The following is a 24,732-nucleotide window of genomic DNA, read 5'->3' as shown; positions in this document are numbered from 1 at the left end:
TTAAAAACCGACTGTGTCAGAGTTTAAAAAGTTTAAAATTACATGCGGAAAATGCCAAAACGGGTCTCTTCAATCGGCGCGTTCAACGCCGCCTTCAAACTCAAAAACAACACGTCGCGGGTTTTGCGCGGGTCGATAATTCCGTCATCCCAAAGCCGCGCAGAGGCATACAGCGGATGACTTTGCGCCTCAAACATATCAATCGTCGGCTGTTTGAAATCCGCCTCTTCCTGCGCACTCCATTCCCCGCCCGCCCGCTCAATCGCATCGCGTTTGACCGTCGCCAAAACACCCGCAGCTTGTGGCCCGCCCATCACGGAAATTCGGCTATTGGGCCAACTCCACATAAAGCGCGGCTGATAGGCCCGCCCCGACATACCGTAATTTCCCGCGCCAAAACTGCCGCCCACAACCATCGTTACCTTGGGCACATTCGTGGTCGCCACAGCCGTCACAAGTTTCGCCCCATGACGCGCAATCCCTTCGTTTTCGTACTTTTGTCCCACCATAAATCCGGTGATATTTTGTAGGAAAATCAAGGGGATATTGCGTTTCGAACAGAGTTCAACAAAATGCGCACCCTTTTGCGCGGCCTCCGAAAACAGTACCCCATTGTTGGCAATGATCCCGACCGGACAACCCTTGAGATGGGCAAACCCCGTCACCAATGTCTCGCCAAAGCGCGCCTTGAATTCATCAAACCGACTGCCATCGACAACCCGCGCAATCACTTCGCGAATGTCATAGGGCGTGCGCAAGTCAGCGGGCACAACCGAGAGCAATTCCTCCGGATCATAGGCAGGCTCTTCCGGCGTTTGCCATTTCACAGTGTCGGGCAACCGCATATTCAAATTGCCAACCGCTTGCCGCGCCAGCGCAAGCGCATGGGCGTCATCCTCGGCCAAATAGTCGGCCACCCCCGAAAGGCGCGTGTGCACATCCCCGCCGCCCAAATCTTCCGCCGACACAATCTCCCCCGTCGCCGCCTTCACCAGCGGCGGCCCCGCAAGAAAGATAGTCCCTTGATCCTTAACGATAATACTAACATCCGCCATCGCAGGAACATAGGCCCCGCCCGCCGTACAAGACCCCATAACAACCGCGATTTGCGGAATACCCGCCGCACTCATCCGCGCCTGATTATAGAAAATCCGACCAAAGTGATCGCGATCAGGAAACACTTCATCTTGGTTGGGAAGGTTCGCCCCCCCTGAATCCACCAAGTAAACACAGGGCAAACGACACTCCGCCGCGATCTCTTGCGCCCGCAAATGCTTCTTCACCGTCATCGGATAATAGGTGCCGCCCTTAACCGTGGCGTCATTGCACACAACCATCACGTCTTGCCCCATCACCTGCCCGACCCCCGCAATCACCCCAGCACAGGGCGCCGCGCCATCGTATAACCCATGGGCCGCCGTCGCGCCGACCTCAAGAAACGGACTCCCAGGATCAAGGAGATTGGCCACCCGCTCACGAGGTAGCATTTTACCACGCGAGAGATGGCGGACGCGGGATTTCTCTCCACCGCCTTCCGTCGCAAGCGATGCTGCCGAACGAATAACCTCCAGCGCCTCAAGATGGGCCGCACGGTTGGCCAAGGAAGCCTCGGAGTTAGGAAGAACTAAACTGTTTAACTTCATCGGATCCTCGTTTTGGCCGTTAAAGACCTGTTATTGCGCCAAATTTTTCGAAAGCATGACATCTAGCGCCATGGCTTGCTGGCCAGTCATATTCATCACACAGGACGCATATGCAGGGCCTGCGCCGCTGCCCCCTGCCCATTGAGCGTATTCATACTTGCATGTATTGTCGCGAAAAACGATCCAAGCGCGCTGCATGTCGCGCAAAGCAGTGGCCCGCGCGCCGCCAGAAGCCCCATCGGCCTGTTGATCACTTTCCCGCAATGATTGGTAAGAAAGGTTCAACAATCCGTCCCATAGTTCGATTTCAGCCCCGAAACACGCGTCCATTCCGCGAGTGGAATACCCACCAGACGAGACTTCCATACATTGGTTTGCCGAGAGGCCAATACAGCCGTGGGGCTGGCCCATATCATCGCTTTCATAATAGCAGCTGAGCGACAAATCGGGACTGAATTCAATGTCTTGCGCCTGTGCGCCCCCAGCAATGAAGAGTGTCGCAAGAGATGCAATAACGGAAAATAAGCGGTTCATAAAATGCCTTTCAGGAAATTTGAAACATGAACCTACGTCATAGACGCCATCATTTCACGACCTATTAACATACGACGGATTTCGCTGGTGCCTGCACCGATTTCCATCAATTTTGCATCGCGGAAAAGTCGGCTCACAGTGCTTTCATTCATAAAGCCAGTCCCGCCCATCGCCTGCACGGCTTGGTGGGCCACGACCATCGCTTCCTCCGAAGAATACAGCACACATCCGGCCGCGTCCTGACGGGTAACTTGCCCGCGATCACAGGCCTTCGCGACTTCGTAAACATAGGCACGCGACGAGTTCATTTTGGTATACATATCAGCGATTTTCCCCTGCATAAGCTGGAAATCACCGACGGGTTTACCGAATTGTTTGCGCTGAGAAATATAGGGCATGACCTCATCCAGACAGGCGGCCATGATGCCCGTGTTGATCCCCGAAAGCACTACACGTTCATAGTCCAGCCCACTCATCAAAACGCGTACTCCGCGCCCCTCTTCGCCAAGAACGTTTTCGAACGGAACTTCGACGTTTTCGAAAATCAATTCCGCTGTATTACTGCCCCGCATGCCCAGCTTATCGAAATGCTCGGAGGTAGAGAAACCGACCATGGTTTTCTCAATAATAAAGGCCGTCACACCGCGACTTCCAGCCTCAGGATCGGTCTTGGCATAAACCACAAGCGTGTCCGCATCTGGGCCATTCGTGATCCAGAACTTCGTGCCATTCAATGAATAATAGCCGTTCTTTTTCTCGGCCCGCAGCGACATCGACACAACATCAGAGCCCGCCCCCGCTTCCGACATCGCCAAGGCGCCGACATGTTCGCCCGAGATCAATTTAGGGAGGTATTTTGCCCGCTGTTCCGGCGTACCGTTCAAATTGATTTGGTTCACACACAGGTTGGAATGCGCCCCATAAGACAGGCTGACGCTGGCGCTGGCGCGGGCGATTTCCTCAATCGCGATGACATGGGCCAAATACCCCATATCCGCGCCGCCAAACTCCTCTGGAACAGTAATGCCCAGCAATCCAAGCTCGCCCATTTCCGTCCACAATTCGGCGGGGAATTCATTCTTCGCGTCGACCTGCGCGGCCAATGGCTTGACCCGATCCTGCGCCCAACGGTGCACCATGTCGCGCAACGCATTTACATCTTCGCCTAAATCAAACTGCATTGTCGCGGTGAACATAGCTCTCTCCGAAATTTATTGAACACTTGTTCAGTTAATCAAAGAATACGAGTCGCGTCAAGCGCGCGCTAAGCAATCAAACGATTAACCAAACTGGGCAAATCGACGTAATGCTCCAAAATCGCATCTGGCTCCAACGACGACACCGCATCCCCCGATGGGCCAAAGCCAACAAGCACAATCGGAACCCCCGCGGCGCGCGCGGTATCACGATCTGTGATGGTGTCGCCGATCAAGATGGAACGCTCAACCGCCCCGCCCGCCCGCACAACGGCGGCGTGATACGGGGCGACATCTGGCTTACGCGTTGGCAATGTGTCCGCTCCGATAAGGGCATCAAACGCGCCGCGAATGCCCATGCGTTCCAGCAGGGATTGCGCCAAACCTTCGGGCTTATTTGTGCAAATCGACACTGCATACCCGCCTGATTTCAAAAGTTCTACGGCTTCCATTGCGCCCTCATAAAGGGTGGTATGCGTATCAATATCTTGCCTGTAAGCTTCCAGAAGAACTGGATATTGCACGTCAATCGCCGCATCGAACCCCTCATGTTGCAAGCGCTCAAAACCAAGGCGCAACATCGCGCGCCCACCGTGAAACGCTGTGAGGGAATCCGCAACGGGGTCCAAAACATCGCCAAACCCTAGGCCACGAAAGCAGGAATTTGCCGCCGCAATCAGATCGGCACTGGTGTCCGCCAACGTCCCATCAAGATCGAAAACCACGCATTTTTTATAATCATTTGGCAATTTGTCGCCCATCCTTGTAATAAGCTGCAAGATATATTGAAACCAATTCCCTTGCCCTACTCGACCATAGAGTTATGAACAGGCCAAGACTTGCACAAAGCACAACAGAAAAGAACCAAAATGCCAACAGCCCTCATTATTCTGGCCGCCGGACAAGGCAGCCGCATGAATTCGGACTTGCCTAAAGTTCTCCATAAGATTGCGGGAACAAGCTTGCTCGCGCATGCGATGGGCTCAGCAGACGCCTTGATGCCCCAACGCTGTGTTGTTGTTGCGGGCCATGAGGCAGAATTGGTGCGCGCAGAAGCATTATCGCTTGGCGTTGTAGATGTTGTTTTGCAGGAGGAGCAACTAGGGACCGGCCACGCCGTATTACAAGCGCGTGACGCGTTGGCGGACTTTGACGGCGACGCCCTCGTCCTCTATGGCGACACCCCGTTTATTTCGCCAGAAACACTGGAAAAACTCGCGGAGGCCCGCAAGGATCATGCGGTTGTCGTGCTTGGGTTTGAAGCTGCGGATGCTGGCCGCTATGGGCGCTTGATCACGGAAGGTTCTACTTTAGAGCGCATCGTCGAATTCAAGGACGCAACACCTGAAGAACGGGCGGTAACACTCTGTAATAGCGGCGTCATTGCCGCCGACTCTAAAGTACTTTTCGATCTTCTGGACGCCGTTAAAAATGACAATGCGGCAGGCGAATTTTACCTCCCTGATGTGGTGGCCATTGCATGTGAACGCGGCCTCTCCGCTGGCTTCGTTACCTGCGATGAATCCGAAACCCTTGGCATCAATACACGCTCCGAACTGGCCCGCGCGGAAGGCATTTTCCAATCGATGAAACGCGCAGAAGCGTTGGAAAACGGCGTCACCCTGCTCGCCCCTGAAACCGTCTTTTTCGCCAGCGATACCTTCATTGGCCGCGACGCGGTCATTGAGCAGAATGTGGTTTTCGGCCCCGAAGTGACGATTGAATCCGGCGCGCTAATCCGCGCTTTTAGTCATCTTGAAGGGTGTCACGTGAGCCGTGGTGCGATTATCGGTCCCTATGCGCGTCTGCGCCCCGGAGCGGAAATATCCGAAGATGTGCGCATTGGAAATTTCGTCGAAATCAAAAACGCAACCATCGCCGAAGGGGCCAAAGTCAATCACCTGTCCTATGTCGGCGATGCGTCCGTGGGCTTGCGCAGCAACCTTGGCGCGGGCACCGTCACTTGCAATTACGACGGCGTCATGAAACATCGGACTGAAATCGGCAACGATGTTTTCATCGGCTCGTCAACCATGCTCGTGGCCCCCGTGAGTGTTGGCAATCGGGCAATGACCGCCAGTGGGTCGGTGATAACGACAGATGTTCCCGCCGAAGCCCTCGCAATCGGACGCGCGAAACAAGTTAATAAACTCGGTCTTGCAGAGAAACTCTTCGCGCGGCTGCAAGCCATCAAAGCGAAAAAATCGGCAGGTAAAAGCTAATGTGTGGAATTATTGGTGTTCTCGGGCATCACGAAGTCGCCCCCCTTTTGGTCGAAGCCCTCAAACGGCTTGAATATCGCGGCTATGATAGCGCGGGGATCGCAACCGTTGAAAATGGCGTGTTGGATCGACGCCGTGCGGTTGGTAAATTGGTCAATCTCTCGGATTTACTTGTGCATGAACCACTGGCAGGAAAAGCAGGTATTGGCCACACCCGATGGGCCACCCACGGTGCGCCAACGGTAGGCAATGCCCACCCGCATAAAGCTGGCCCCGTTTGCGTTGTTCACAACGGAATTGTCGAGAACTTTCAAGAGCTTCGCCGCGAGTTATCCGACGCAGGCTATCGCTTTGACAGCGAGACAGACACCGAAACAATCGCCCTGCTTACTCAGTCTTATATGGACGGTGGCATGGACGCGATCACCGCGGCCAAATCCACAATTGGCCGCCTCGAAGGGGCCTTTGGTCTTTGCTTCCTCTTTGAGGGCCAAGGCGACCTGTTGATCGCTGCACGCAAAGGCTCGCCATTGGCGATTGGTCATGGTGACGGTGAAATGTTCATCGGCTCGGACGCAATCGCGCTTGCCCCAATGACAGACCAGATCACCTACCTTGAAGACGGCGACCACGCGATCGTCACGCGCGCTGGTGCCAAAATATTTGGGGCCGATGGCGCTCCCGTTAGCCGCCCGATCAAGACCGTTCACCTCGACGCGACACGCATCGAAAAAGCCGGCCACAAACACTTCATGGCCAAAGAAATCGCCGAACAGCCCATCGTTCTAGCAGAAGCCATGACCCTCTATGTGCAAAATGGCGAAATCACCCTGCCCGAGGCGCTTGATTTCACCAAGTTTGACCGCATCACCATGGTCGCCTGCGGTACGGCGTACCTCGCGTGCCTAACGGCGAAATACTGGTTTGAACAAATCGCCCGTATCCCTGTCGAAGTGGATGTCGCCAGCGAATTCCGCTACCGCGAGCCCCCCATCCCCGCCCGTACATTGGCCATTTTCGTGAGTCAATCAGGTGAGACGGCCGACACTTTGGCGGCACTTCATTACGCCAAAGGCAAAGCCGACATGATCCTCTCGGTTGTGAACGTCACCGAGAGTTCGATGGCCCGTGACAGCGACCTCGCGCTGCCCATTCTGGCGGGCGTTGAAGTGTCGGTTGCATCGACTAAAGCGTTTACCTGCCAACTCTCCCTCCTTAGTTTACTGACCCTCAAAGCCGCCCATCAACGCGGCGAAATCGGCACAGAAACGGCGGCTAAACATCTTGAAAACCTCAAGAAAATCCCAAGCCTCATCAGCCATTCCTTGGCGATCAGCAGCGACGTCAAGAAGATCGCGCGCAAGATTGCAAAAGCAGAAGACGTGCTGTTCCTTGGGCGTGGCGCGATGTTCCCGCTTGCTCTTGAAGGGGCGCTCAAGCTCAAAGAATTGAGCTATATCCACGCTGAAGGCTATGCCAGTGGAGAGCTAAAACACGGCCCCATTGCCCTGATCGACAACAGGGTTCCGGTGGTGGTGATGGCCCCACGGGACGCCCTTTTTGATAAAACCGTTTCCAATATGCAGGAAGTAATGGCGCGCGGCGGCAAAGTCCTGCTGATTTCGGATGCCAAGGGGATTGCCCAGGCGGGACAAGGGGTTTGGGAGACACTTACCATGCCCGAAGTCGACCCCGTTTTTGCGCCCATCCTGTACGCACTTCCCGCACAGCTTTTGGCCTATTACACCGCGATTGCCAAAGGCACTGACGTCGACCAACCCCGCAACCTTGCAAAATCGGTGACTGTAGAATGAATATTGAAACGGCGATGGCCGCGCTTGCGGCGACAGGAAGTGAAATACAGGCCCTCCAGTTGCGCGCCTATCACAAGGCAAACCGCAAGTATCTTGGGGTATCAAACCCAGAGGTTGACGCATGTGTCGCAACATGGCGCGCCGAACTTGACGTGCCGCAACGCGTTGAATTGGCACGCGCATTATGGGCCACAGATTGCCACGAGGCGCGGATCGCGGCGGCAAAACTCCTGACCCAAGCGCGTTTGCGCCCCGACGAGGAAGCATGGGATCTCATCACGAGTTGGGTGCCAGATTTTGACGCATGGGCCATTGCGGATCATGCCTGTATAGCGGGCCAAAAACGGGTGGTCGCCGACCCTTCGCGCCTTGATGAGGTCGAGACATGGATCGACTCAGATCATATGTGGACCCGACGTGCTGCGCTTGTGATCACACTACCTTGGACCAAACAAAACTTCCCGAAACCCGACGACATCGCCACACGCGAACGCGTTTTGGCATGGGCCGCGCGGATGGTCGACGACAAGGAATGGTTCATCCAAAAGGCGATTTCGTGGTGGATTCGCGATCTTTCCAAACACGACGTGCCGCGCGCACAGGCATTTTTGAACGAATTTGGTCCACGCCTCAAACCCTTTGCCCAAAAAGAAGCCACGCGGCACATGAAGGATTACACGGTTCCACACCCGGCCCCAGAAGTCGAAGCCCCAACGTTTTCAGAGGGGTTTTCCGAAAACTAGCGGTTTCGCAGGGCGCGGCGCATGATTTTACCTGTGGCTGTCATCGGCATGGAGTCGATGGCGGTCACGGATTTTGGCGCGACGTGCGGGCTAATGCGTGCTTTCACAAGGGCGATCAACTCCTCCTCAAGCCCGTCCCAAATTGCCCCTTCCCTCAAGACGACATAAGCCGTCACGACTTCCGTGCGCAGCGCGTCGGGTACACCGATCACGGCGGCCATGGCCACAAATGGATGCGACGTCAAACAATTCTCGATTTCACTGGGTCCGATACGATAGCCTGCGGATGTGATCACATCGTCGTCACGCGATGAAAAACGGAAAAATCCCTCCGTGTCGCAGGACCCCAGATCGCCCGTTCGCAGCCAATCACCCGTGAATTTCGCTGCCGTTTCCTCGGGTTTATTCCAATAGCGCAAAAACATCGCGGGATCGGGCGCGTGGATCGCGATTTCGCCAATTTCCCCCGCAGGGACAATATTCCCGTCAGCGTCTATCACCGCAACGATATGCCCCGGCACGGCGCGCCCCATCGATCCGGGGCGATGTGTGTCGAACGACTTGGCCGAACAGACCACCAAATTACATTCCGTTTGCCCGTACAGTTCGTTTACGGGAGCCCCCAGTGTTTTCTCTGCCCACATCAGCAAATCCGCCCCTAAACTTTCCCCGCCTGAGCTAATGGTGCGAATATTCACCCCTTCTGGAACTGGGGTTCCGCGCATCAATTTAAGCGCTGTGGGCGGCATAAAGAGATTGCGAATTTGGTAGCGGGCGATCAGCGCGTAGGCCTCAACGGGGTCAAATTTGCGCATGCGCCGACTGATCAGCGGCACACCGTAAAACAGGCACGGCATCGCCATATCCATCAACCCGCCGATCCATGCCCAATCGGCGGGTGTCCAGCCACAATCGCCTTCGATCGGGAAGCCTTGGTGGTGTAATTCAATCGATGGGAGATGTCCGTAAAGGAACCCGTGTCCGTGCAAAACCCCTTTGGGATCGCCGGTTGTTCCCGAGGTATAGATCAAGACTGCGGGTGTTTCTGGATGGGTCATCTCGCAGTCGAACGCGTCGTCATTTGCGTTGATTTCCTCCCAAAGGGACCGCACATCCCCAATTGCCGCTTCGGTTGAGTAAACCGTTTTCAAGTCCGGCAAACCGTCCTTTATTTTCGCAATCTTCTCAATATTCTCCCCGTCGGTGACCACCACCCTCGCACCGCTATCCTGCAACCGGTATGTCAGGGCATCTTCGCCAAACAACGTAAAAAGTGGCAGGACAACCGCTCCCAATTTGTAAGCTGCAAAATGGGCGAGTAAAACGGCGGGGCCTTGGGGCAAAAGAACCGCAACCCGATCCCCCCGCGTAACACCCTGCACCGCAAACGCCCCTGCCAAACGGTTGGAGGCGCGCATCAAACCGTCATAAGTCCAGCGCTCTTCGCTGCCATCCTCGGCAACATGAATGACTGCCACTTTGTCAGGGTGCGAGCGCGCCCAACTGTCACAACAGGCCTCTGCAATATTGAGGTCCTGCGGGATATCCCAACGGAACGCTTCGCGCAGTTCGTTCCAACTTGGCACCGCATTGCAGGTCACTTCAATCAATCGTCGAGACATGCACCCCTCCCAAGGCAGAGCTTATTCAAACTAAGTAATTGTAATAAAATAACTCTACCTGCCTTTGTCCATATTTTGTCACAACAATTTCTGGGGTGTCTCAAATAAAAGGAACTTATCCAAAAATAGGTAACGGTGAGGCTGCCCGTCCTGTCAGTCACCTATGCCATATTATGATTCGCATCCCTCAAATAGGAGAAATTGAATATGCGATTAACAGAAATTGAATGCGCGGCGCTCTTGTCGCTGCCCCAGGTGCCCCTGAGCGTTTTTTTGTAATGCCGTTGACTTCGCCGTTGAGATATTCCCCCCACTCAAGGGCAACATTGGCAACAAGGCAAAGACTGAAATCAGCATCGCCAGCGCGTGGGATAAATGGTCCGCACAGTGCGGAGTAAAACTGCTGAACGATCACTCTCTTCCGCTGTTTTCGGTCACGGGCACTAGCTGAATTTGGCGCGTAACGCCGATGGAAAGTACTGCGGCTTTAGCACTTGGTGTTCTGGCATCGGGGAACAGCTATGATCCGCATTCATGGAGGTTCGATCAAGGAAAAGCTTCAGATTAATTGAACTAATATTCAGATAATAGTTCAACGATCTGCGGATACCGAAAGAACAGAAACCGCAGTCGACAATCGTAGGGATAATCAACCATACAGGATCACTAGACCCGTCCTCCCCCTCGAGTATTAGCGCCAAAGTCGCAATTAGCATCGCAGAAACAAACCAAAAAAGTAAGGCTAGCCAAAGGGCGAAGCCGTGAATACGACGCCTAAATCATCCACCAACGCGGCGACGATTTCAGATGCCCAATCACCTAAGTTTCTCAGGTTGGTTTCCGAACCTTATCCAATGCGCTGACCTACAGCTTTCAGGGCCGTTTTTAACGTTCCCATATCGTCTTCTGCTTTTCCTTAGGCATAATTTCATAATGCTACTCGAAAGTTTTGACATGATAAAACACCTGCTTGCGGCACTAATCCAAATCCATGGATTTTGACTAAAACGGCGGGGCGTAGATTTCGACATTAGGAGCAGATTGCAGGTATTCGCCGCAAGGTGGGCCAGTTTCCGGATCGGGGCAGTTTTATTCTTTTCTGAAAATACCCCTATGTTTTGCCAGAATTCCTATTTCTTCAATGAGTGCACATTGGCAGGGTATGTAGTTCTAGTCCGTCGTTTTTAATGGGATAGTTGACGAATGCCTCGGCACCCAGATTTTCTTGCAGCCTGCTTTGTACTTTTAGCCACGACGGGTCTCTTTTTCGTGCTCACAGGTGGCGGGTATTCATCAACCCACCGAAAACTCTCTCCCCCTATTCCCAACACGGCCGCGAAAGACTCCTTGCACGTTGATTCAGGGGAATCCGAGTAGTGCCAATTTTTGGTGCAGCCCACCTTGGAGGCCCTAACAGGCCTCTTTTGGTTCGGGCTTGGTTGAGAGAATTGAAGAAGATGGTGCAATGTTCGAATTCTATCCATTTCTCGATGCGAAGCCGTTTCTTTGTGACATCTCCCTCTTTTTCGATTCAAAAAACAGCATTTCAACGCGTTTTTAGAGCACCACAGGAACTTAGAGTCGCTCAAAGGCGTAACTCAAATTGTTCTCAGATCACCACCGCCTTATTGGAAAAAAATAGCTGCAAAAAATAAATCTTTTCGGCAAAACGCCCCAGACAATTATAACGAAGGTCAAGCGAGTGACGCTTACAAAGCAAGAGAAAACGGTAGGCTAAATGATGTGAACATTCGACTGTCCTCTATCGGCGGTACGGAATTCGGACAATCAATTGAAGCAAACTGTGTTGCCTTGAGTTCAATAATTCTTGACGGTTTTTGGTGTCAGATAAATGGAAGAATACCCAGAGGGAAATCTGTTCGTATAAACGTGAGGGTGAACCATTCTTCAACTAGCCCCTGTGTTATATCAGCAAGACATGTATCGACCCCAAAGCCCCAGAGATCACAGTGGCATCACTTCTGAATTGCGAGATTTTCTTAGGCGTCAAGATTTCGGGACGCTCAATCTTCATTTCAACCCAACCCTGACAAGCATTGCCAACCGTCAAGTAGGTTATAATTCCTTACAAAGAAGCTGCTACCGATTGAGCTTTAGAAGGAGCGCCAACCCACGTCATGGTTCCGACGTTTGGCAAATCATCTGCCGTGCCAATGCCTTGCGTGGAGACTTTTCCCGTCGCAGAATCGCGTATTTTACGAGGAAGACCCCAGCAATTCGAACCCGCACCATCGCCAGCCAACAGCCCCCCCTTTGGCAACAGTTGGTTAATGCGGCGTAGCTCTTCGCGCCAAACGCGATCGATTTGATTTGCTATGCAGGTTTGCCATTGCGCACCCCATCGAGCACTTTATACGATCTTTTTCACATTTACAGCTAGTCCTATCCAAACGGTATTGCCGACATTATCAGACCTTTAGCACTTTACCTGAGGATCAAATGGAACGGAAACTTGTTGGAGCGCCAATCGCAATCCATGTTAGACGCGATTTGGAAGCTTGGGACTGCTTCAAATTGAAATTACTCGATTGTGACTTGCTCCCTGTTCGGCACGGGCATAGGCTCGCCACATGACTGACCCCCTTATTGACCCCTTCTTGCGCCCGATCACATATTTGCGCCTTTCTGTCACAGATCGCTGCGATTTTCGGTGCGTTTATTGCATGTCGGAGGTGATGAATTTCCTCCCTAAAAAAGAGCTTCTAACTCTTGAGGAATTGGATCGCTTGTCCTCGGCCTTCATCGGCCTTGGGGTACGTAAATTACGTATCACTGGCGGCGAACCTTTGGTGCGGCGCGGCATCATGAGCTACTTTGCGTCCATGTCACGCCACCTGAAAAGTGGTGCGTTGGACGAGCTTACCCTCACCACAAACGGCTCACAACTATCCAAATACGCGCAGGAATTGGCCGGATATGGGGTTAAGCGGATCAATGTCTCACTCGACACATTGAATGAAGAAAAATTTGCCGAGGTCACCCGCTGGGGGCGCTTAAACCAAGTGCTTGAGGGGATTGAGGCCGCGCTTAACGCGGGGCTAAAGGTCAAACTCAACACCGTGGCCCTCAAGGGGTTCAACGAGAATGAATTGTTTACCCTCACCGAGTTTTGCGCCGCGCGCGACATGGATTTGACCTTTATTGAGGTCATGCCGATGGGCGACATCGGCGAACTGGAACGGATCGGCCAATTCTGGTCGCTGGAGGAGCTGCGCTCCACGCTGGCAACGAAATATACACTGGCCGATTTGCCCGATCGCACAGGCGGCCCCGCGCGGTATGTGCGGATTGGCGAAACGCGGCAACGGGTTGGTTTCATCACGCCCCTAAGCCATAATTTCTGTGAAAGCTGTAACCGCGTGCGCGTCACTTGTACGGGCGAAATTTACACGTGCCTCGGCCAAGAAGGCAAATCCGACCTGCGTGCGCCCCTGCGTGCCAGCGAAGGCGACGATGGCCTTTTGCAAGCCATTCGCGAGGCAATTGCGCTTAAACCCAAAGGCCATGACTTTGACTATTCGCGCCAAAAGCTCGGCGGCCAAATGACCCGCCACATGAGCCACACAGGCGGATAACCCCCCGTTTTCTGCGCCACTTAGATTGAAAAAGGCCGGCCCAACGTTTTTGTTGTGGCCGGCCTTTATTGTATTTTTGCGATAGATTTAAACGGGCATACGGCTTTCTGCCATTTCAACCCACCAGCTACATCCCGCAGGAATCGCGTTGTCGTCGAAATTGTATTTCGGGTGGTGCACGGCTGCCGTGTCGCCATTGCCCATCAAAATATACGCGCCGGGGCGTTCTTCGAGCATGAAGGCGAAATCTTCGCCTCCCATGACCAACGGTGCATCCGCACAAGCCCCAGAGACTTTCTCGGCCGCTTTTACTGCGTATTCGGTTTCAACCTCGTGGTTCACCATCACGGGATAGCCGCGCATGTATTTCACTTCGGCTGTCCCGCCTAAAGCTTGAGCCGTCAGGGGCGCAATCGCTTTGATCCGCTCTTCTGCCAAATCGCGCACGTCTTTTGATAGCGTACGAACCGTGCCTTTAAGGTGCACCTTCTGTGGGATTACATTGAAGGCCTTACTCTCCGTTTCAAAGCTGGTCACCGAAACCACAACCTGCTCCACAGGGTCCACATTACGGCTGGCGATGGTTTGCAGCGAGAGCACGATTTGGCTGGCGAGTACGGTGGTGTCCACAACTTCCTGTGGCTTGGCCGCGTGGCCGCCCTTGCCTTCTACGAAGATTTCGAACTGGTCCGTGGCGGCAAAAAACGCGCCTGGACGGATGGCAAAACTTCCAAGCGCATGGCCGGGCCAGTTGTGCATGCCATAGACCTCGTGGATGTTCCAGCGGTCCATCATGCCGTCTTCACACATCTCGCGCCCACCGCCGCCGCCTTCTTCTGCGGGTTGGAAAATAACGATGGTTGTGCCGTCAAAATTGCGGGTTTCGCACAGGTATTTCGCCGCGCCAAGTAACATCGCCGTATGCCCATCATGGCCACAAGCGTGCATCGCACCGGGAGTTTGGCTGGCGTATTCCACCCCAGTATCCTCAAGGATCGGCAAGGCATCCATATCAGCACGCAGGCCAATGACCTTATTTTTGGTGTCGGACTTGCCCCTGATTACCCCAACAACACCGGTGCGGCCAATGCCTTCGACAACTTCATCACAACCAAATTCCCGCAGAAGTTCGGCAACGCGCGCCGAGGTCCGGTGCGTTTCAAACAGGATTTCAGGGTGGGTGTGAAAGTCACGACGCCATTCTGTAATTTCGGATAAAAGTTCGGAAAAACGGTTCTTTACGGGCATATCTTAATCCTGTGCGAGATGTGTAATAAGTCGTCTCATAAAGGCTTCTCCGGCCTCTAGTTGACGGATTTCTAAAAATTCGTTTGGTTGATGCGCCTGTGCAATATCGCCGGGCCCACAGACAACCGCCGAATGGCCACCCTCCTGAAATTGCCCGGCTTCTGTGGCATAAGAAACCGCATGCGTGGCGTTGTCCCCCGTTAAAGTACGGACGAGAGTTTCGGCGGCACCATTCACCTCAGGGGCCAGAGGAGGAACGCCAAAATCGGGAGAAATATCAATGCCGGTGTCGGGGTGGATGGCCTGCATTTCAGCCTCAATTTCTGAAACCTTCGCGCGCAAACGCTCATTCCACATTCCTGTCGTCTCGCCCGGGACAACCCGAAAGGAGATGTCGAAATAGCAGTCTTTGGCGGTGATGTTATGGGCCGTGCCGCCAGAAATTTTTCCAACGTGCGCCGTCGTATAGGGCGGATCAAATTCTGCGGCCAAGGGGCTGGGCTCTGTCTCGGCGTGCTTTGCATTCACAGCACTGGCCCACTGGATCAAGTCAGCACTAAACATGATTGCGGACACACCTGTGTGGATAAGGGAGCTGTGCACTTCAAACCCGCGCACATGGATTTTAAACCCAATACCGCCCTTATGACTGGTGACCGTTTTCATACTCGACGGCTCGCCAATAATCGCTGCCTGCGCCTTGGGAAGGGACGCCATCGCCGCAATCATCGGCGGGGCCCCAATACAGCCGATTTCCTCGTCGTAGGACAGAGCAATTTGCAACGGGCGCTTGATACCCGCCGCCAGCGCATGCGGAACCGCCCAAAGCGCGAGGGCGTCAAACCCCTTCATATCCGCAGTGCCACGCCCGTAAAGTTTGCCGTCTTTTTCGACCACTTCAAACGGGTCAGTATTCCATGCTTGGCCCGCTACGGGCACAACGTCGGTATGCCCCGAAAGGATCACTCCGCCCGCCACCATTGGGCCGACATTCGCAAAGAGCGAGGCCTTCTCGCCGGTTTCATCATATACGCGAAAAGACTCAACGCCGTGACTGTTCAAATAGGTTTCAACCCATTCAACCAGCGGTAAATTTGACCGATCGCTGACAGTGTTAAAACTCACCAGTTTTTCAAGGATCTCTCGGGCAGTCAGGGATATACCCATGTAAACTCCTTACCTTAAGTGCTTAAGGTAAATTATTGTGAATTAAGTATAAAATGACCTTTTGATACTTCAGTATAGGTCGAAGGCTCTGGCTGATAATCCTTCGGGAAAATGGGCGAAGGAATGGGCTTAAAGGAGACATCCGAACTGATTTTTCTACGCCGTGGATCCGCTACAGGCACCGCAGACATAAGCGACTGGGTATAACTGTGTTGTGGGTTTTGGAACACTTCTTGACGCGGTCCAATCTCGACGATACGTCCCAAATACATGACGGCCGTGTTATGGCTGACACGCTCGACAACGGCCATATCGTGGCTGATGAATAGCATCGCGATGCCGAGGTCGGCTTGCAATTCCATCAACAGATTGAGGACTTGCGCCTGCACTGACACGTCCAACGCGGACACCGCCTCGTCTGCGATCACAAGTTTGGGATTCAACGCAAGGGCACGCGCGATGGCGATGCGTTGGCGTTGGCCGCCCGAAAGCTCATGCGGGAAACGTTTTAGGAAGCTGCGCGGCAATTCCACACGATCAAAAAGGCTTGCGACACGGTCGGTCAACTCACTCCCTGATGCGAGGTTGAAATTGCGCATCGGCTCGGCGACCTGATCAATCAAGCGCACCTGTGGATTGAGGGAGGCAAACGGGTCTTGGAACACCATCTGCATATCCCGACGGGCTTTGCGCAAATCCTTGGTGTTGAGACCAAGAATATCCACCCCGTCCAAATCCACCTCGCCACTCAGGGGTTCCACCAGACGTAAAATCGAGCGGCCACAGGAGGATTTCCCACATCCACTCTCGCCGACAAGCGAAAGCGTTTCACCCGGATTGAGAGTGAACGAAACGTCTTCTACCGCATGCACATTGGCCACGGTGCGGCGCATCAAACCCTTCTTGACGGGGAAACGCGTGGTGAGGTTTTTGACGGTCAGAAGCGGTTTGACGTCCTTTGGGGCCGCAGCATGTTTGGCTTTTGCCTTGGCAACAACGGCGGCGTATTTTTCTTCGTCGCCCATAATGCGCATTGGCTCAGGGGCGGGTTTCCCATCCATTTCACCCAGCCTTGGCACGGCGGCCAAGAGGGCTTTGGTGTAATCATGCTTTGGGGCTTCGAAGATTTGCTCGACGGTGCCCTCTTCCATCATGTTTCCACGATACATCACGATCACACGGTCCGCCATTTGCGCGACGACGGCCATGTCATGGGTGATGAACAAAACCGCGGTTCCGTGCTCACGCTTTAGCCGATCGATAAGCGCCAAAATCTCAGCTTGAATAGTCACATCGAGCGCGGTCGTGGGCTCGTCACAGATAAGCAAGCGCGGCTCGCAGGCCATCGCCATCGCAATGACAACCCGTTGCCGCATGCCGCCAGAAAGCTCATGCGGGTATTGATCCAAGCGGTTTTCAGGCTCCGGAATGCGCACATCTCGCAGTAATTCGATGGCGCGCGTTCGGGCTTGGGATTTGGACATCTTTTTGTGGAGAACCAAACCTTCGGTCAACTGCCGCCCGACCGTAAAGACCGGGTTTAGGGAGGTCATTGGCTCTTGGAAAATCATCCCAATTTCGTTGCCGCGAATGCTGCGCATATCGTTGGCATCAATAGACGCGAGATCGATTTTACCCTTGGCACCCCGATCAAAAACCATCGAGCCGCCGGCGATATCGCCACCGCCAAATTCAACCAATCGCATAATCGAAAGCGATGAAACCGATTTTCCCGATCCCGATTCGCCTACTACACAGAGGGTCTCTCCGGGGTTAATTGTGAAAGAAATATCCTCAACCCCAATAACGATTCCGCTATTAGTTTCAAACTCTACGCGAAGGTTCTTAATGTCGATTAAGGGCTGATCCAGCATGGCTTTGCTTTTCTTTATTTTTGATACCCCCAACGCTAATCTTCGCGTGGGAGCAAAGTCAAACCCCTTTCCGTTTAGAAAGTTTTCGGCAAATAATCCTGCAACAATGCCCGAAAATTGACCATAAAAACCAAACTTTGTGCATATCGACGACTGATTTCGGCAAATAGAGCGTAACTCCACGCACATTCGAAGGTTTTATGATATCGAATACTTGCAATTTTTAGCAAACTAACCTGAACTGCACTGGTAGCGGACCAATAATTGGAGTGAGTCGTTAGTATCGTATGAAACGAAATGATCTTGCCGATTGAAAAAACGTAAACAGGAAAACGCTGAGATAAACTTGGCAAACTGTGGTCCGAACATCCAACAAGGAGAGAAGTATGAAAATTAAAACAGCCCTAATGGGCGCTGCTGCTGCTTTTGCATTGGCCCCAATGGCCCATGCCGAACGTGGCGCAGACGGCCATGTAAACATCATTTATTGGCAGGCGCCGTCGCTTATGAACCCGTATCTTTCCGGCGGGACAAAAGACCTTGAAGCTGGCAGCTTGGTTATTGAACCTCTTGCCCGCTACAACCAAGACGGCACCATTGTTCCTTGGCTCGCCGAAAGCGTTCCAACGGTTGAGAACGGTGGCGTCTCCGAAGATTTGACCACCATCACTTGGAAGCTGAAGACCGGCCTTTTGTGGTCCGACGGCACCCCTCTCACCTCAGAGGACGTTAAATTCAGCTGGGAATATTGCACAGCGGAAGGTGGCGGTTGCGCCCAGTCCGAGAAATACAATAACGTCGCTTCGGTCGATACACCCGACGATCTGACCGTTGTGGTGACGTTTGGCATTTCCAAGCCGTTCCCCTACGGACCCTTTGTCGGAGCGCAAGCGCCGATCATTCAAAAAGCACAATTCGCAGATTGCTTGGGCGCAAAGGCTCCTGAATGCACAGACGCGAACTTTAGCCCTATCGGCACTGGCCCCTTCATGGTCTCCGAGTTCCGCCCAAATGACGTTGTGTCCTTGGTCGCGAACCCGAATTACCGTGACCCAGCCAAACCAGCGTTTGCAACGGCAACGTTGAAAGGTGGCGGCGACGCAACTGCTGCGGGTCGTGCGGTTTTGGAAACAGGCGAATTTGACTATGCTTGGAACCTTCAGTTGGCTCCAGAAGTTCTCGAAGCGATGGCAGCCAAGGGCAAAGGCGAAATTATTTCCGGCTTCGGGACATTGGTTGAACGCATCATGGTCAACCAAACCGACGTTAACCCTGACCTCGGCGATGAACGCGGCACGATTGCGCATCCACACCCTTTCCTTACAGACATCAACGTTCGTAAAGCGCTTTCCATGGCGATCGACCGTGCGTTGCTGACTGAAATCGGCTATGGCGCAGCTGGACGTCCAACATGTAACGTTCTGCCTGCTCCTGCGATCTATGCTTCGACTGCAAACGATGCTTGCCTCGTGCAAGATATCGCTGGAGCAAACGAGATCCTCGAAGCTGCTGGTTGGGTAAAAGGCGCAGATGGTGTGCGTGCGAAAGACGGCGTTCGTCTCTCCATGTTGTTCCAATCCTCCACAAATGCTGTACGTCAAGACTTCCAAGCGCTGATCAAACAGTGGTGGGAAGAAATCGGCGTTGAAACTGAACTGCGCAACATCGACGCCTCCGTGTTCTTTGGTGGTGACCCCGGTTCGCCCGACACCTTCCAGAAGTTCTTTGCGGATGTTGAAATGTACGCCAACAACTTTGACGGCACAGATCCAGAAAGCTACATGGCGAACTGGGAATGTAAGCAAGCTCCTCAACCAGAAAACCAGTGGCAGGGCAACAACATGCAACGCTTCTGTTCTGAAGAGTACGACGCACTCGTGGCCAAAATGGCAACAACAGGCGACATCGAAGATCGTGCGGAAATGGCAAAAGCTATGAACGACATGCTCATGCAAGAATACGTCATCATCCCGCTTGTGGATCGTGGCCGTGTTTCTGCGCACTCCAATACACTTGGTGGTGTGATCTTGAACACATGGGACAGCGAACTGTGGAATGCAGCCGACTGGTACCGCATGTAATCTATGGAATTGGGCGCCTCCCGCAACGGGGGCGCCCTTTCTTCATGGCCCCTTCCTTGGGTAAATTCATAAAAATAGAGCCGACCAACTCGGCCTAGGACTTTCCGTATGCTGACATTCACTATTCGCAGGCTCTTGATTGCGATCCCAACAACGATCCTCATTTCGTTGGTGATCTTCCTTTTGCTTGAACTCGCTCCAGGCGATCCAATGGCCTCCGTGCCATTGACGGTCCCACCAGAAGTCAAAGCGCAAATGCGCGAAGCCCTTGGACTGGGGCAACCGATCCCCGTCCGTTTCGTGAAATGGCTTTACCAATTCTATATCGTAGAGCCGATCTATATTTTTGACGCCATGTTTGGCACCCATTTTTCCCAAGACATGCCGCGTATCATTAGCTGGCAGTGGCGCTCTTCGGTCATGGACGTTGTCGCGCAACGTATTCCGCAAACTCTTTGGGTTGTTGGGCTTTCCTATGTGGTAGGTACGCTGATCGCGCTGCCGATCGGGGTGATTTCAGCTTACAAGCAATACTCCATCTTTGATCAAATCGGGACGTTCATCTCGATGATCGGCTTTTCGGTTCCGACCTTCTTTACCGGCGTGCTGCTCATCGTGGTGTTTTCGGTGAAGCTGCAATGGTTCCCCTCGATTTACGATACGACCCATGTGGTCAACAGTTGGTCCTCGTTCGTTTTCCAAGTGAAGCAAATGATCATGCCGGTCTTTGTGCTCGCGCTCTATAACGCCGCGCAGATCAGCCGGTTTATGCGGGCTTCGATGCTCGACAATCTCAACCAAGACTATGTGCGCACAGCGCGTGCCAAGGGATTGAGCGAGAAAACAGTCGTTCTGGTCCATGTTCTGCGCAACTCGATGATCCCTGTGGTGACCGTGATTGCGCTTGGAGTGCCAACGGTCTTTTCCGGCGCGATTATCACCGAGCAGGTGTTTAAGGTAAACGGCCTTGGCCAACTCCTGATCACCGCGATCCAAGCCAATGACCTTCCCACTGTGCAGACCCTCACTGTGATCTTTGCGATCCTTATTATTCTCTTTAACCTGATCGCGGATGTGCTCTATGGCATCCTCGACCCAAGGATCCGCTATGACTAAACCTGCAGTTCATTCCCTCGATATCGTCGATTTGGAAGCTCCCCGCAGTCAGTGGTGGGACGTTTGGGATCAATTCAAAACACATAAAGGCGCGATGGCGGGGTTGGTTTTCTTTACCTTCATTGTGCTCTTTGTGCTCATCGGTCCGTGGCTCTGGACGATCGACCCGACCTACATCGATATCCGCGCCCGCAATCAAAGCCCGAGTTTCGGACATCCCTTTGGCACCGACCAACTCGGGCGCGACATGCTTGCGCGTATGATGGCAGGTGGCCAAGTGTCGATGGCTGTCGGCCTAACCGCGATGGGGCTGTCGCTTGTTGTGGGAACGTTTGTCGGCGTTGTTTCGGGGTATTTCAAAAGCCTCGATGGCCTCCTGATGCGCTTCACGGACTTATTCCTTGCCCTGCCCTTGTTGCCGCTTCTCTTGGTCACCATCATGCTGTTCAGAGACCCGCTAAGCCGCGTATTTGGTCCAGCGGGTGGTATCTTTGTGCTGATGGTGTTTGCCATTGGGATGACCAGTTGGATGCAAGCCGCGCGGATCGTGCGCGGCGATGTTTTGGCGCTCAAGGAGCGCGAGTTTGTACTGGCGGCTCATTCCATCGGCACGCCTCCGACTAAGATGATCGTACGTCACATCCTGCCCAACGTTATGTCACCTATTATGGTGTCGGCCACGCTTGGAATTGCCAATGCGATCATCACGGAAAGCGCGCTTTCCTTCCTTGGCCTTGGCTTCCCACCCGACTTCCCGACATGGGGGCGTTTGTTGTTTGACGGCGTTGATTACCTGCAACAATACCCCGAACGCGTCATGTGGCCCGGCGTTGCGATCTCGTTCACCGTTCTGGCCGTCAACTACATTGGTGACGGTCTACGCGATGCACTCGACCCACGCATTCGCGGACGTTAGAATACAAAAACAGCGCGCGGATCACTCCACGCGCTGTTTTCGTTTTCAGGATTATCGCTTTAAAAATCGCTCGAATGTCGTTTGGATATCCGCCCTTTTACCCGCCGAACACCCGCCCAAACACAAAGCATAACAATCGGCACAAGCCCTGTCACAAGCCACGCCTTGTTCACCCCATAAGCTGCGGCAAACGGGGCAAGGACATACATCAACAGATTGACCGTGTAATAGCTGACAGCAACGACCGAGAGGCCCTCGACGGTTTCTTGCAGGCGCAATTGAAGGTCGGCGCGTTTGTCCATGCTTTGCAGGATGGCTTGGTTCTGGGCGCTGCGCTCAACATCTACGCGGGTGCGGAGCAGATCGCCCGCACGCAGGGCCCGATCCGACATGCTTTGCAACAATCGCGAGGCCGCTTGGGTGGTACGCATCGCGGGATCAAATCGGCGCATCATGAACTCCGCAAGGGTTTGATGTCCCTTCAAACGCTCTTCGCGCAGGACCGAGATCCGCTGTGTGACAATCGCCTCATAGGCGCGCGTCGCCCCAAACCGATAGCTCACGTCTGCGGTTTCCTGCTCAAGGCGCGCCGCAAGGGGAAGCAGCGCAGCCAAAGTCGCTTCGGGCGCGACCTCCAAGTCCGACATTTCCAGCACAAGTTGGGTCAGCTGGGCGTCCATTCCGCCCAAATCCCGCATCAACCGCTGGGCGCGCAAATACCCCAGTAGTGCTGCCGTCTTATAGGTTTCAACTTCGCAAATGCGCTGCATAATACGGCCAACCCGTTGCACCCCGACATTCGGGGCCACAAACAACGCAAATCGTACATGCCCCGCGCTATCAATCCGAAAATCCGAAGCAATAACGGCCGACTGATCCACGACATAACTCACCGCGAGGCTCTCTGGCACAAACCAGTCTTTGAGGTCGCGGGTCAGGCTCTCAATCTCGGGAGTTTTTGCGACATGGATGAGCATCGATGTGATCCGCTCTCCGGGGGCCGCGTCAAGCCAATCGGGCGGGAAGACATCAAATTCAACGGGGTCGAAGGGACGGAGCGCCTCGCCTTCGGTGATGATTGTGTAGGTGACAAATTCGCTGTGGCTCTCCCACTTCAAGAAATGTCGCCCGATCGCACCAAAATAATGCGTGGCGTCCGGTGCAGGATGCGCTGCACCGTGACGGTCCAACAGCATCAAAAGATGGGCGCGTTCTGCCGACAGGTCGCGGTGCGGTGCGGGACCCGTCAGAAGCGCCAAAAAGGCCACTTGTGAGGGCGCTTGTATCGCTGGAAACGGGCGATCATGGAGCGCATTGGCGAGTTGATAGCGCTGTGAGTGGTCTTTCACCATGGACTGGGCCTTTTCCTGAGTTTTCGATTGAATAATGTACGACGGGCTTCACCGCAAGAAATAGCTGTATGTTTTTCAACATGTTAGAAGTGTGCATTGGTATACAAGCCGCCCCAACGCAAAACGCCCCGCAATTTCTTGCGGGGCGCTCTGTGGTTTTGTAAATGGCTGACTAGCTAATCTTGGTCAACAGCAGATCAAGAGAAGTCTTCGCATCCCCATAGAACATCCGTGTATTCTCTTTATAAAACAGCGGGTTCTCGATACCGGAATAGCCCGTACCTTGACCACGCTTAGACACAAACACTTGCTTGGCTTTCCAACATTCCAACACCGGCATACCGGCAATGGGGCTGTTTGGATCGTCCTGTGCGGCGGGGTTTACGATGTCGTTAGACCCAATCACAATGGCAACATCCGTTTGCGGGAAGTCGGCGTTGATCTCGTCCATCTCCAGAACGATGTCATAGGGCACACGGGCTTCGGCAAGCAAAACGTTCATGTGCCCCGGAAGGCGACCCGCAACAGGGTGGATCGCGAAACGGACGTTCTTCCCCTTGGCGCGCAGACGTTTTGTTAATTCGGAAACCGACTGCTGCGCCTGTGCCACGGCCATGCCGTACCCTGGGATGATGATAATGCTATCCGCATCCTCAAGCGCTGCGGCAACCCCGTCGGCGTCAATGGCGATTTGTTCGCCTTCGACCTCCATTTGAGGCCCACTTGTGCCGCCAAAGCCGCCCAAAATCACACTGACAAAGCTGCGGTTCATCGCCTTACACATGATGTAGGAGAGGATCGCACCCGAGGAGCCAACCAAGGCCCCCACAACGATCAGCAAGTCGTTGCTCAGAGAGAAACCAATCGCCGCCGCCGCCCAGCCAGAGTAGCTGTTGAGCATGGAAACAACGACCGGCATATCCGCGCCACCGATGCCCATAATCAAATGATAGCCGATGAAAAGCGCGGCCAGTGTCATCAAGAACAGTGGAAAGAACCCGCCAGTATTGAAGTACCAAACCAAGCAAATCAGCGAAATACCAGCAGCCGTTGCATTAAGCGTATGGCCGCCCGGAAGTTTCGTTGCGACTGTGCTTACCTTGCCCGCGAGCTTGCCATAAGCAACAACGGAACCTGTAAAGGTGATCGCACCAATAAAGATACCAAGGAACAACTCTACCCGCAGGATTGCGACTTCAACGCCGGTTTTATGCGCCAAAAGGCCTGCAAAACCTTCCAGACCCTGCCGAGTAGTAGCATCCATGCCCAACACGCGGCCAAGCTCGATGTGGGCGGCAAAGCCGACAAACACAGCAGCCAAACCAACGAGCGAGTGCATCGCCGCCACGAGTTGTGGCATCTCAGTCATCTGAACGCGTGTCGCGACCTGATAACCAATAGCACCACCACCCGCGATCAGTAGAACCGAGAGCCACCAAAGGCCAAGCCCCGGTCCAATCAATGTCGCGAAAATGGCCAAACCCATCCCCGCGATACCGTACCAAACAGCGCGTTTCGCACTTTCCTGCCCTGACAATCCGCCTAGCGACAAGATGAAAAGAACAGCCGAGACAACATAGGCTGCGGTTGTAAATCCGTAATCCATCA

General features: G+C 53.7%; 17 protein-coding genes. 7 read left to right on the top strand and 10 right to left on the bottom strand.

The window, feature by feature from the left end:
* Positions 1 to 38 precede the first annotated feature (38 nt).
* The 4 genes from AB9F27_RS11035 to AB9F27_RS11020 form a co-directional block, all read right to left on the bottom strand.
* The gene (locus tag AB9F27_RS11035; protein ID WP_335586410.1) at positions 39 to 1,643 is read right to left on the bottom strand and encodes a carboxyl transferase domain-containing protein; all 1,605 of its coding nucleotides are present in this window, start codon (positions 1,641 to 1,643) and stop codon (positions 39 to 41) included.
* A 30-nt stretch (positions 1,644 to 1,673) separates the two neighbouring features.
* Complete coding sequence (locus AB9F27_RS11030) at positions 1,674 to 2,177, bottom strand: lysozyme inhibitor LprI family protein (protein WP_335586411.1); 504 nt, start codon at positions 2,175 to 2,177, stop codon at positions 1,674 to 1,676.
* Between the two features lie 32 nt (positions 2,178 to 2,209).
* On the bottom strand, positions 2,210 to 3,373 hold the full coding sequence (locus tag AB9F27_RS11025; RefSeq protein ID WP_335586412.1) for an isovaleryl-CoA dehydrogenase: 1,164 nt from the start codon (positions 3,371 to 3,373) through the stop codon (positions 2,210 to 2,212).
* Between the two features lie 68 nt (positions 3,374 to 3,441).
* The gene (locus tag AB9F27_RS11020; protein ID WP_335586413.1) at positions 3,442 to 4,122 is read right to left on the bottom strand and encodes an HAD-IA family hydrolase; all 681 of its coding nucleotides are present in this window, start codon (positions 4,120 to 4,122) and stop codon (positions 3,442 to 3,444) included.
* A gap of 120 nt (positions 4,123 to 4,242) precedes the next feature.
* Between AB9F27_RS11020 and glmU the strand changes: the two genes are divergently transcribed.
* The 3 genes from glmU to AB9F27_RS11005 are packed head-to-tail and all read left to right on the top strand — an operon-like array spanning position 4,243 to position 8,152.
* The gene (gene glmU / locus AB9F27_RS11015) at positions 4,243 to 5,595 is read left to right on the top strand and encodes a bifunctional UDP-N-acetylglucosamine diphosphorylase/glucosamine-1-phosphate N-acetyltransferase GlmU (protein WP_335586414.1); all 1,353 of its coding nucleotides are present in this window, start codon (positions 4,243 to 4,245) and stop codon (positions 5,593 to 5,595) included.
* Positions 5,595 to 7,409 carry a glutamine--fructose-6-phosphate transaminase (isomerizing) gene (glmS, locus tag AB9F27_RS11010; RefSeq protein ID WP_335586415.1) on the top strand — a complete coding sequence of 605 codons (1,815 nt, stop codon included), beginning with the start codon at positions 5,595 to 5,597 and terminating at the stop codon, positions 7,407 to 7,409. Before glmU ends, glmS begins: the two co-directional genes overlap by 1 nt.
* Positions 7,406 to 8,152 (top strand): DNA alkylation repair protein, encoded by a 747-nt coding sequence (locus tag AB9F27_RS11005; protein ID WP_335586416.1) that lies wholly within the window; start codon positions 7,406 to 7,408, stop codon positions 8,150 to 8,152. The genes glmS and AB9F27_RS11005 overlap by 4 nt, the downstream gene beginning before the upstream one ends.
* On the opposite strand, the gene AB9F27_RS11000 is transcribed toward AB9F27_RS11005, so the two are convergent.
* Positions 8,149 to 9,774, bottom strand: coding sequence for an AMP-binding protein (locus AB9F27_RS11000; RefSeq protein ID WP_335586417.1), 1,626 nt, complete (start codon positions 9,772 to 9,774; stop codon positions 8,149 to 8,151). The genes AB9F27_RS11005 and AB9F27_RS11000 overlap by 4 nt on opposite strands.
* 2,591 nt (positions 9,775 to 12,365) lie before the next feature.
* Between AB9F27_RS11000 and moaA the strand changes: the two genes are divergently transcribed.
* Positions 12,366 to 13,370 (top strand): GTP 3',8-cyclase MoaA, encoded by a 1,005-nt coding sequence (gene moaA / locus AB9F27_RS10995; RefSeq protein ID WP_335586418.1) that lies wholly within the window; start codon positions 12,366 to 12,368, stop codon positions 13,368 to 13,370.
* Between the two features lie 87 nt (positions 13,371 to 13,457).
* Here moaA and AB9F27_RS10990 read toward each other — a convergent pair whose 3' ends face one another.
* The 3 genes from AB9F27_RS10990 to AB9F27_RS10980 are packed head-to-tail and all read right to left on the bottom strand — an operon-like array spanning position 13,458 to position 17,659.
* Positions 13,458 to 14,618, bottom strand: a complete 1,161-nt coding sequence (locus AB9F27_RS10990; protein ID WP_335586419.1) for a M20 aminoacylase family protein — start codon at positions 14,616 to 14,618, stop codon at positions 13,458 to 13,460.
* Between the two features lie 3 nt (positions 14,619 to 14,621).
* Complete coding sequence (gene argE / locus AB9F27_RS10985; protein WP_335586420.1) at positions 14,622 to 15,785, bottom strand: acetylornithine deacetylase; 1,164 nt, start codon at positions 15,783 to 15,785, stop codon at positions 14,622 to 14,624.
* 32 nt (positions 15,786 to 15,817) lie between these two features.
* Positions 15,818 to 17,659 carry an ABC transporter ATP-binding protein gene (locus AB9F27_RS10980; RefSeq protein WP_335586421.1) on the bottom strand — a complete coding sequence of 614 codons (1,842 nt, stop codon included), beginning with the start codon at positions 17,657 to 17,659 and terminating at the stop codon, positions 15,818 to 15,820.
* Between the two features lie 386 nt (positions 17,660 to 18,045).
* Here AB9F27_RS10980 and AB9F27_RS10975 point away from each other — a divergent pair, with 386 nt between their 5' ends.
* The 3 genes from AB9F27_RS10975 (at position 18,046) to AB9F27_RS10965 (ending at position 21,772) form a co-directional block, all read left to right on the top strand.
* The gene (locus AB9F27_RS10975; RefSeq protein ID WP_369757718.1) at positions 18,046 to 19,740 is read left to right on the top strand and encodes a peptide ABC transporter substrate-binding protein; all 1,695 of its coding nucleotides are present in this window, start codon (positions 18,046 to 18,048) and stop codon (positions 19,738 to 19,740) included.
* 108 nt (positions 19,741 to 19,848) lie between these two features.
* Positions 19,849 to 20,856: an ABC transporter permease gene (locus AB9F27_RS10970; RefSeq protein ID WP_369754615.1), complete on the top strand. Its 1,008-nt coding sequence runs from the start codon at positions 19,849 to 19,851 to the stop codon at positions 20,854 to 20,856.
* Positions 20,849 to 21,772 (top strand): ABC transporter permease, encoded by a 924-nt coding sequence (locus AB9F27_RS10965; RefSeq protein WP_038999823.1) that lies wholly within the window; start codon positions 20,849 to 20,851, stop codon positions 21,770 to 21,772. The genes AB9F27_RS10970 and AB9F27_RS10965 overlap by 8 nt, the downstream gene beginning before the upstream one ends.
* Before the next feature lie 59 nt (positions 21,773 to 21,831).
* Here the strand turns inward: AB9F27_RS10965 and AB9F27_RS10960 are convergent, their stop codons facing one another.
* Together AB9F27_RS10960 and AB9F27_RS10955 are read right to left on the bottom strand one after the other, a co-directional pair.
* The gene (locus tag AB9F27_RS10960) at positions 21,832 to 23,124 is read right to left on the bottom strand and encodes a DUF3422 domain-containing protein (protein WP_335586424.1); all 1,293 of its coding nucleotides are present in this window, start codon (positions 23,122 to 23,124) and stop codon (positions 21,832 to 21,834) included.
* Between the two features lie 172 nt (positions 23,125 to 23,296).
* Positions 23,297 to 24,730, bottom strand: a complete 1,434-nt coding sequence (locus AB9F27_RS10955) for an NAD(P)(+) transhydrogenase (Re/Si-specific) subunit beta (protein ID WP_335586425.1) — start codon at positions 24,728 to 24,730, stop codon at positions 23,297 to 23,299.
* Between the last annotated feature and the right edge of the window lie 2 nt (positions 24,731 to 24,732).

Origin of the sequence: Falsihalocynthiibacter sp. CO-5D18 (assembly GCF_041205445.1) — a bacterium.
In the GTDB taxonomy this organism is placed as follows: Bacteria; Pseudomonadota; Alphaproteobacteria; order Rhodobacterales; family Rhodobacteraceae; genus Falsihalocynthiibacter; species Falsihalocynthiibacter arcticus.
The sequence above is the reverse complement of the archived record's forward strand: the minus strand, read 5'-3'. Positions and strand labels throughout refer to the sequence as shown.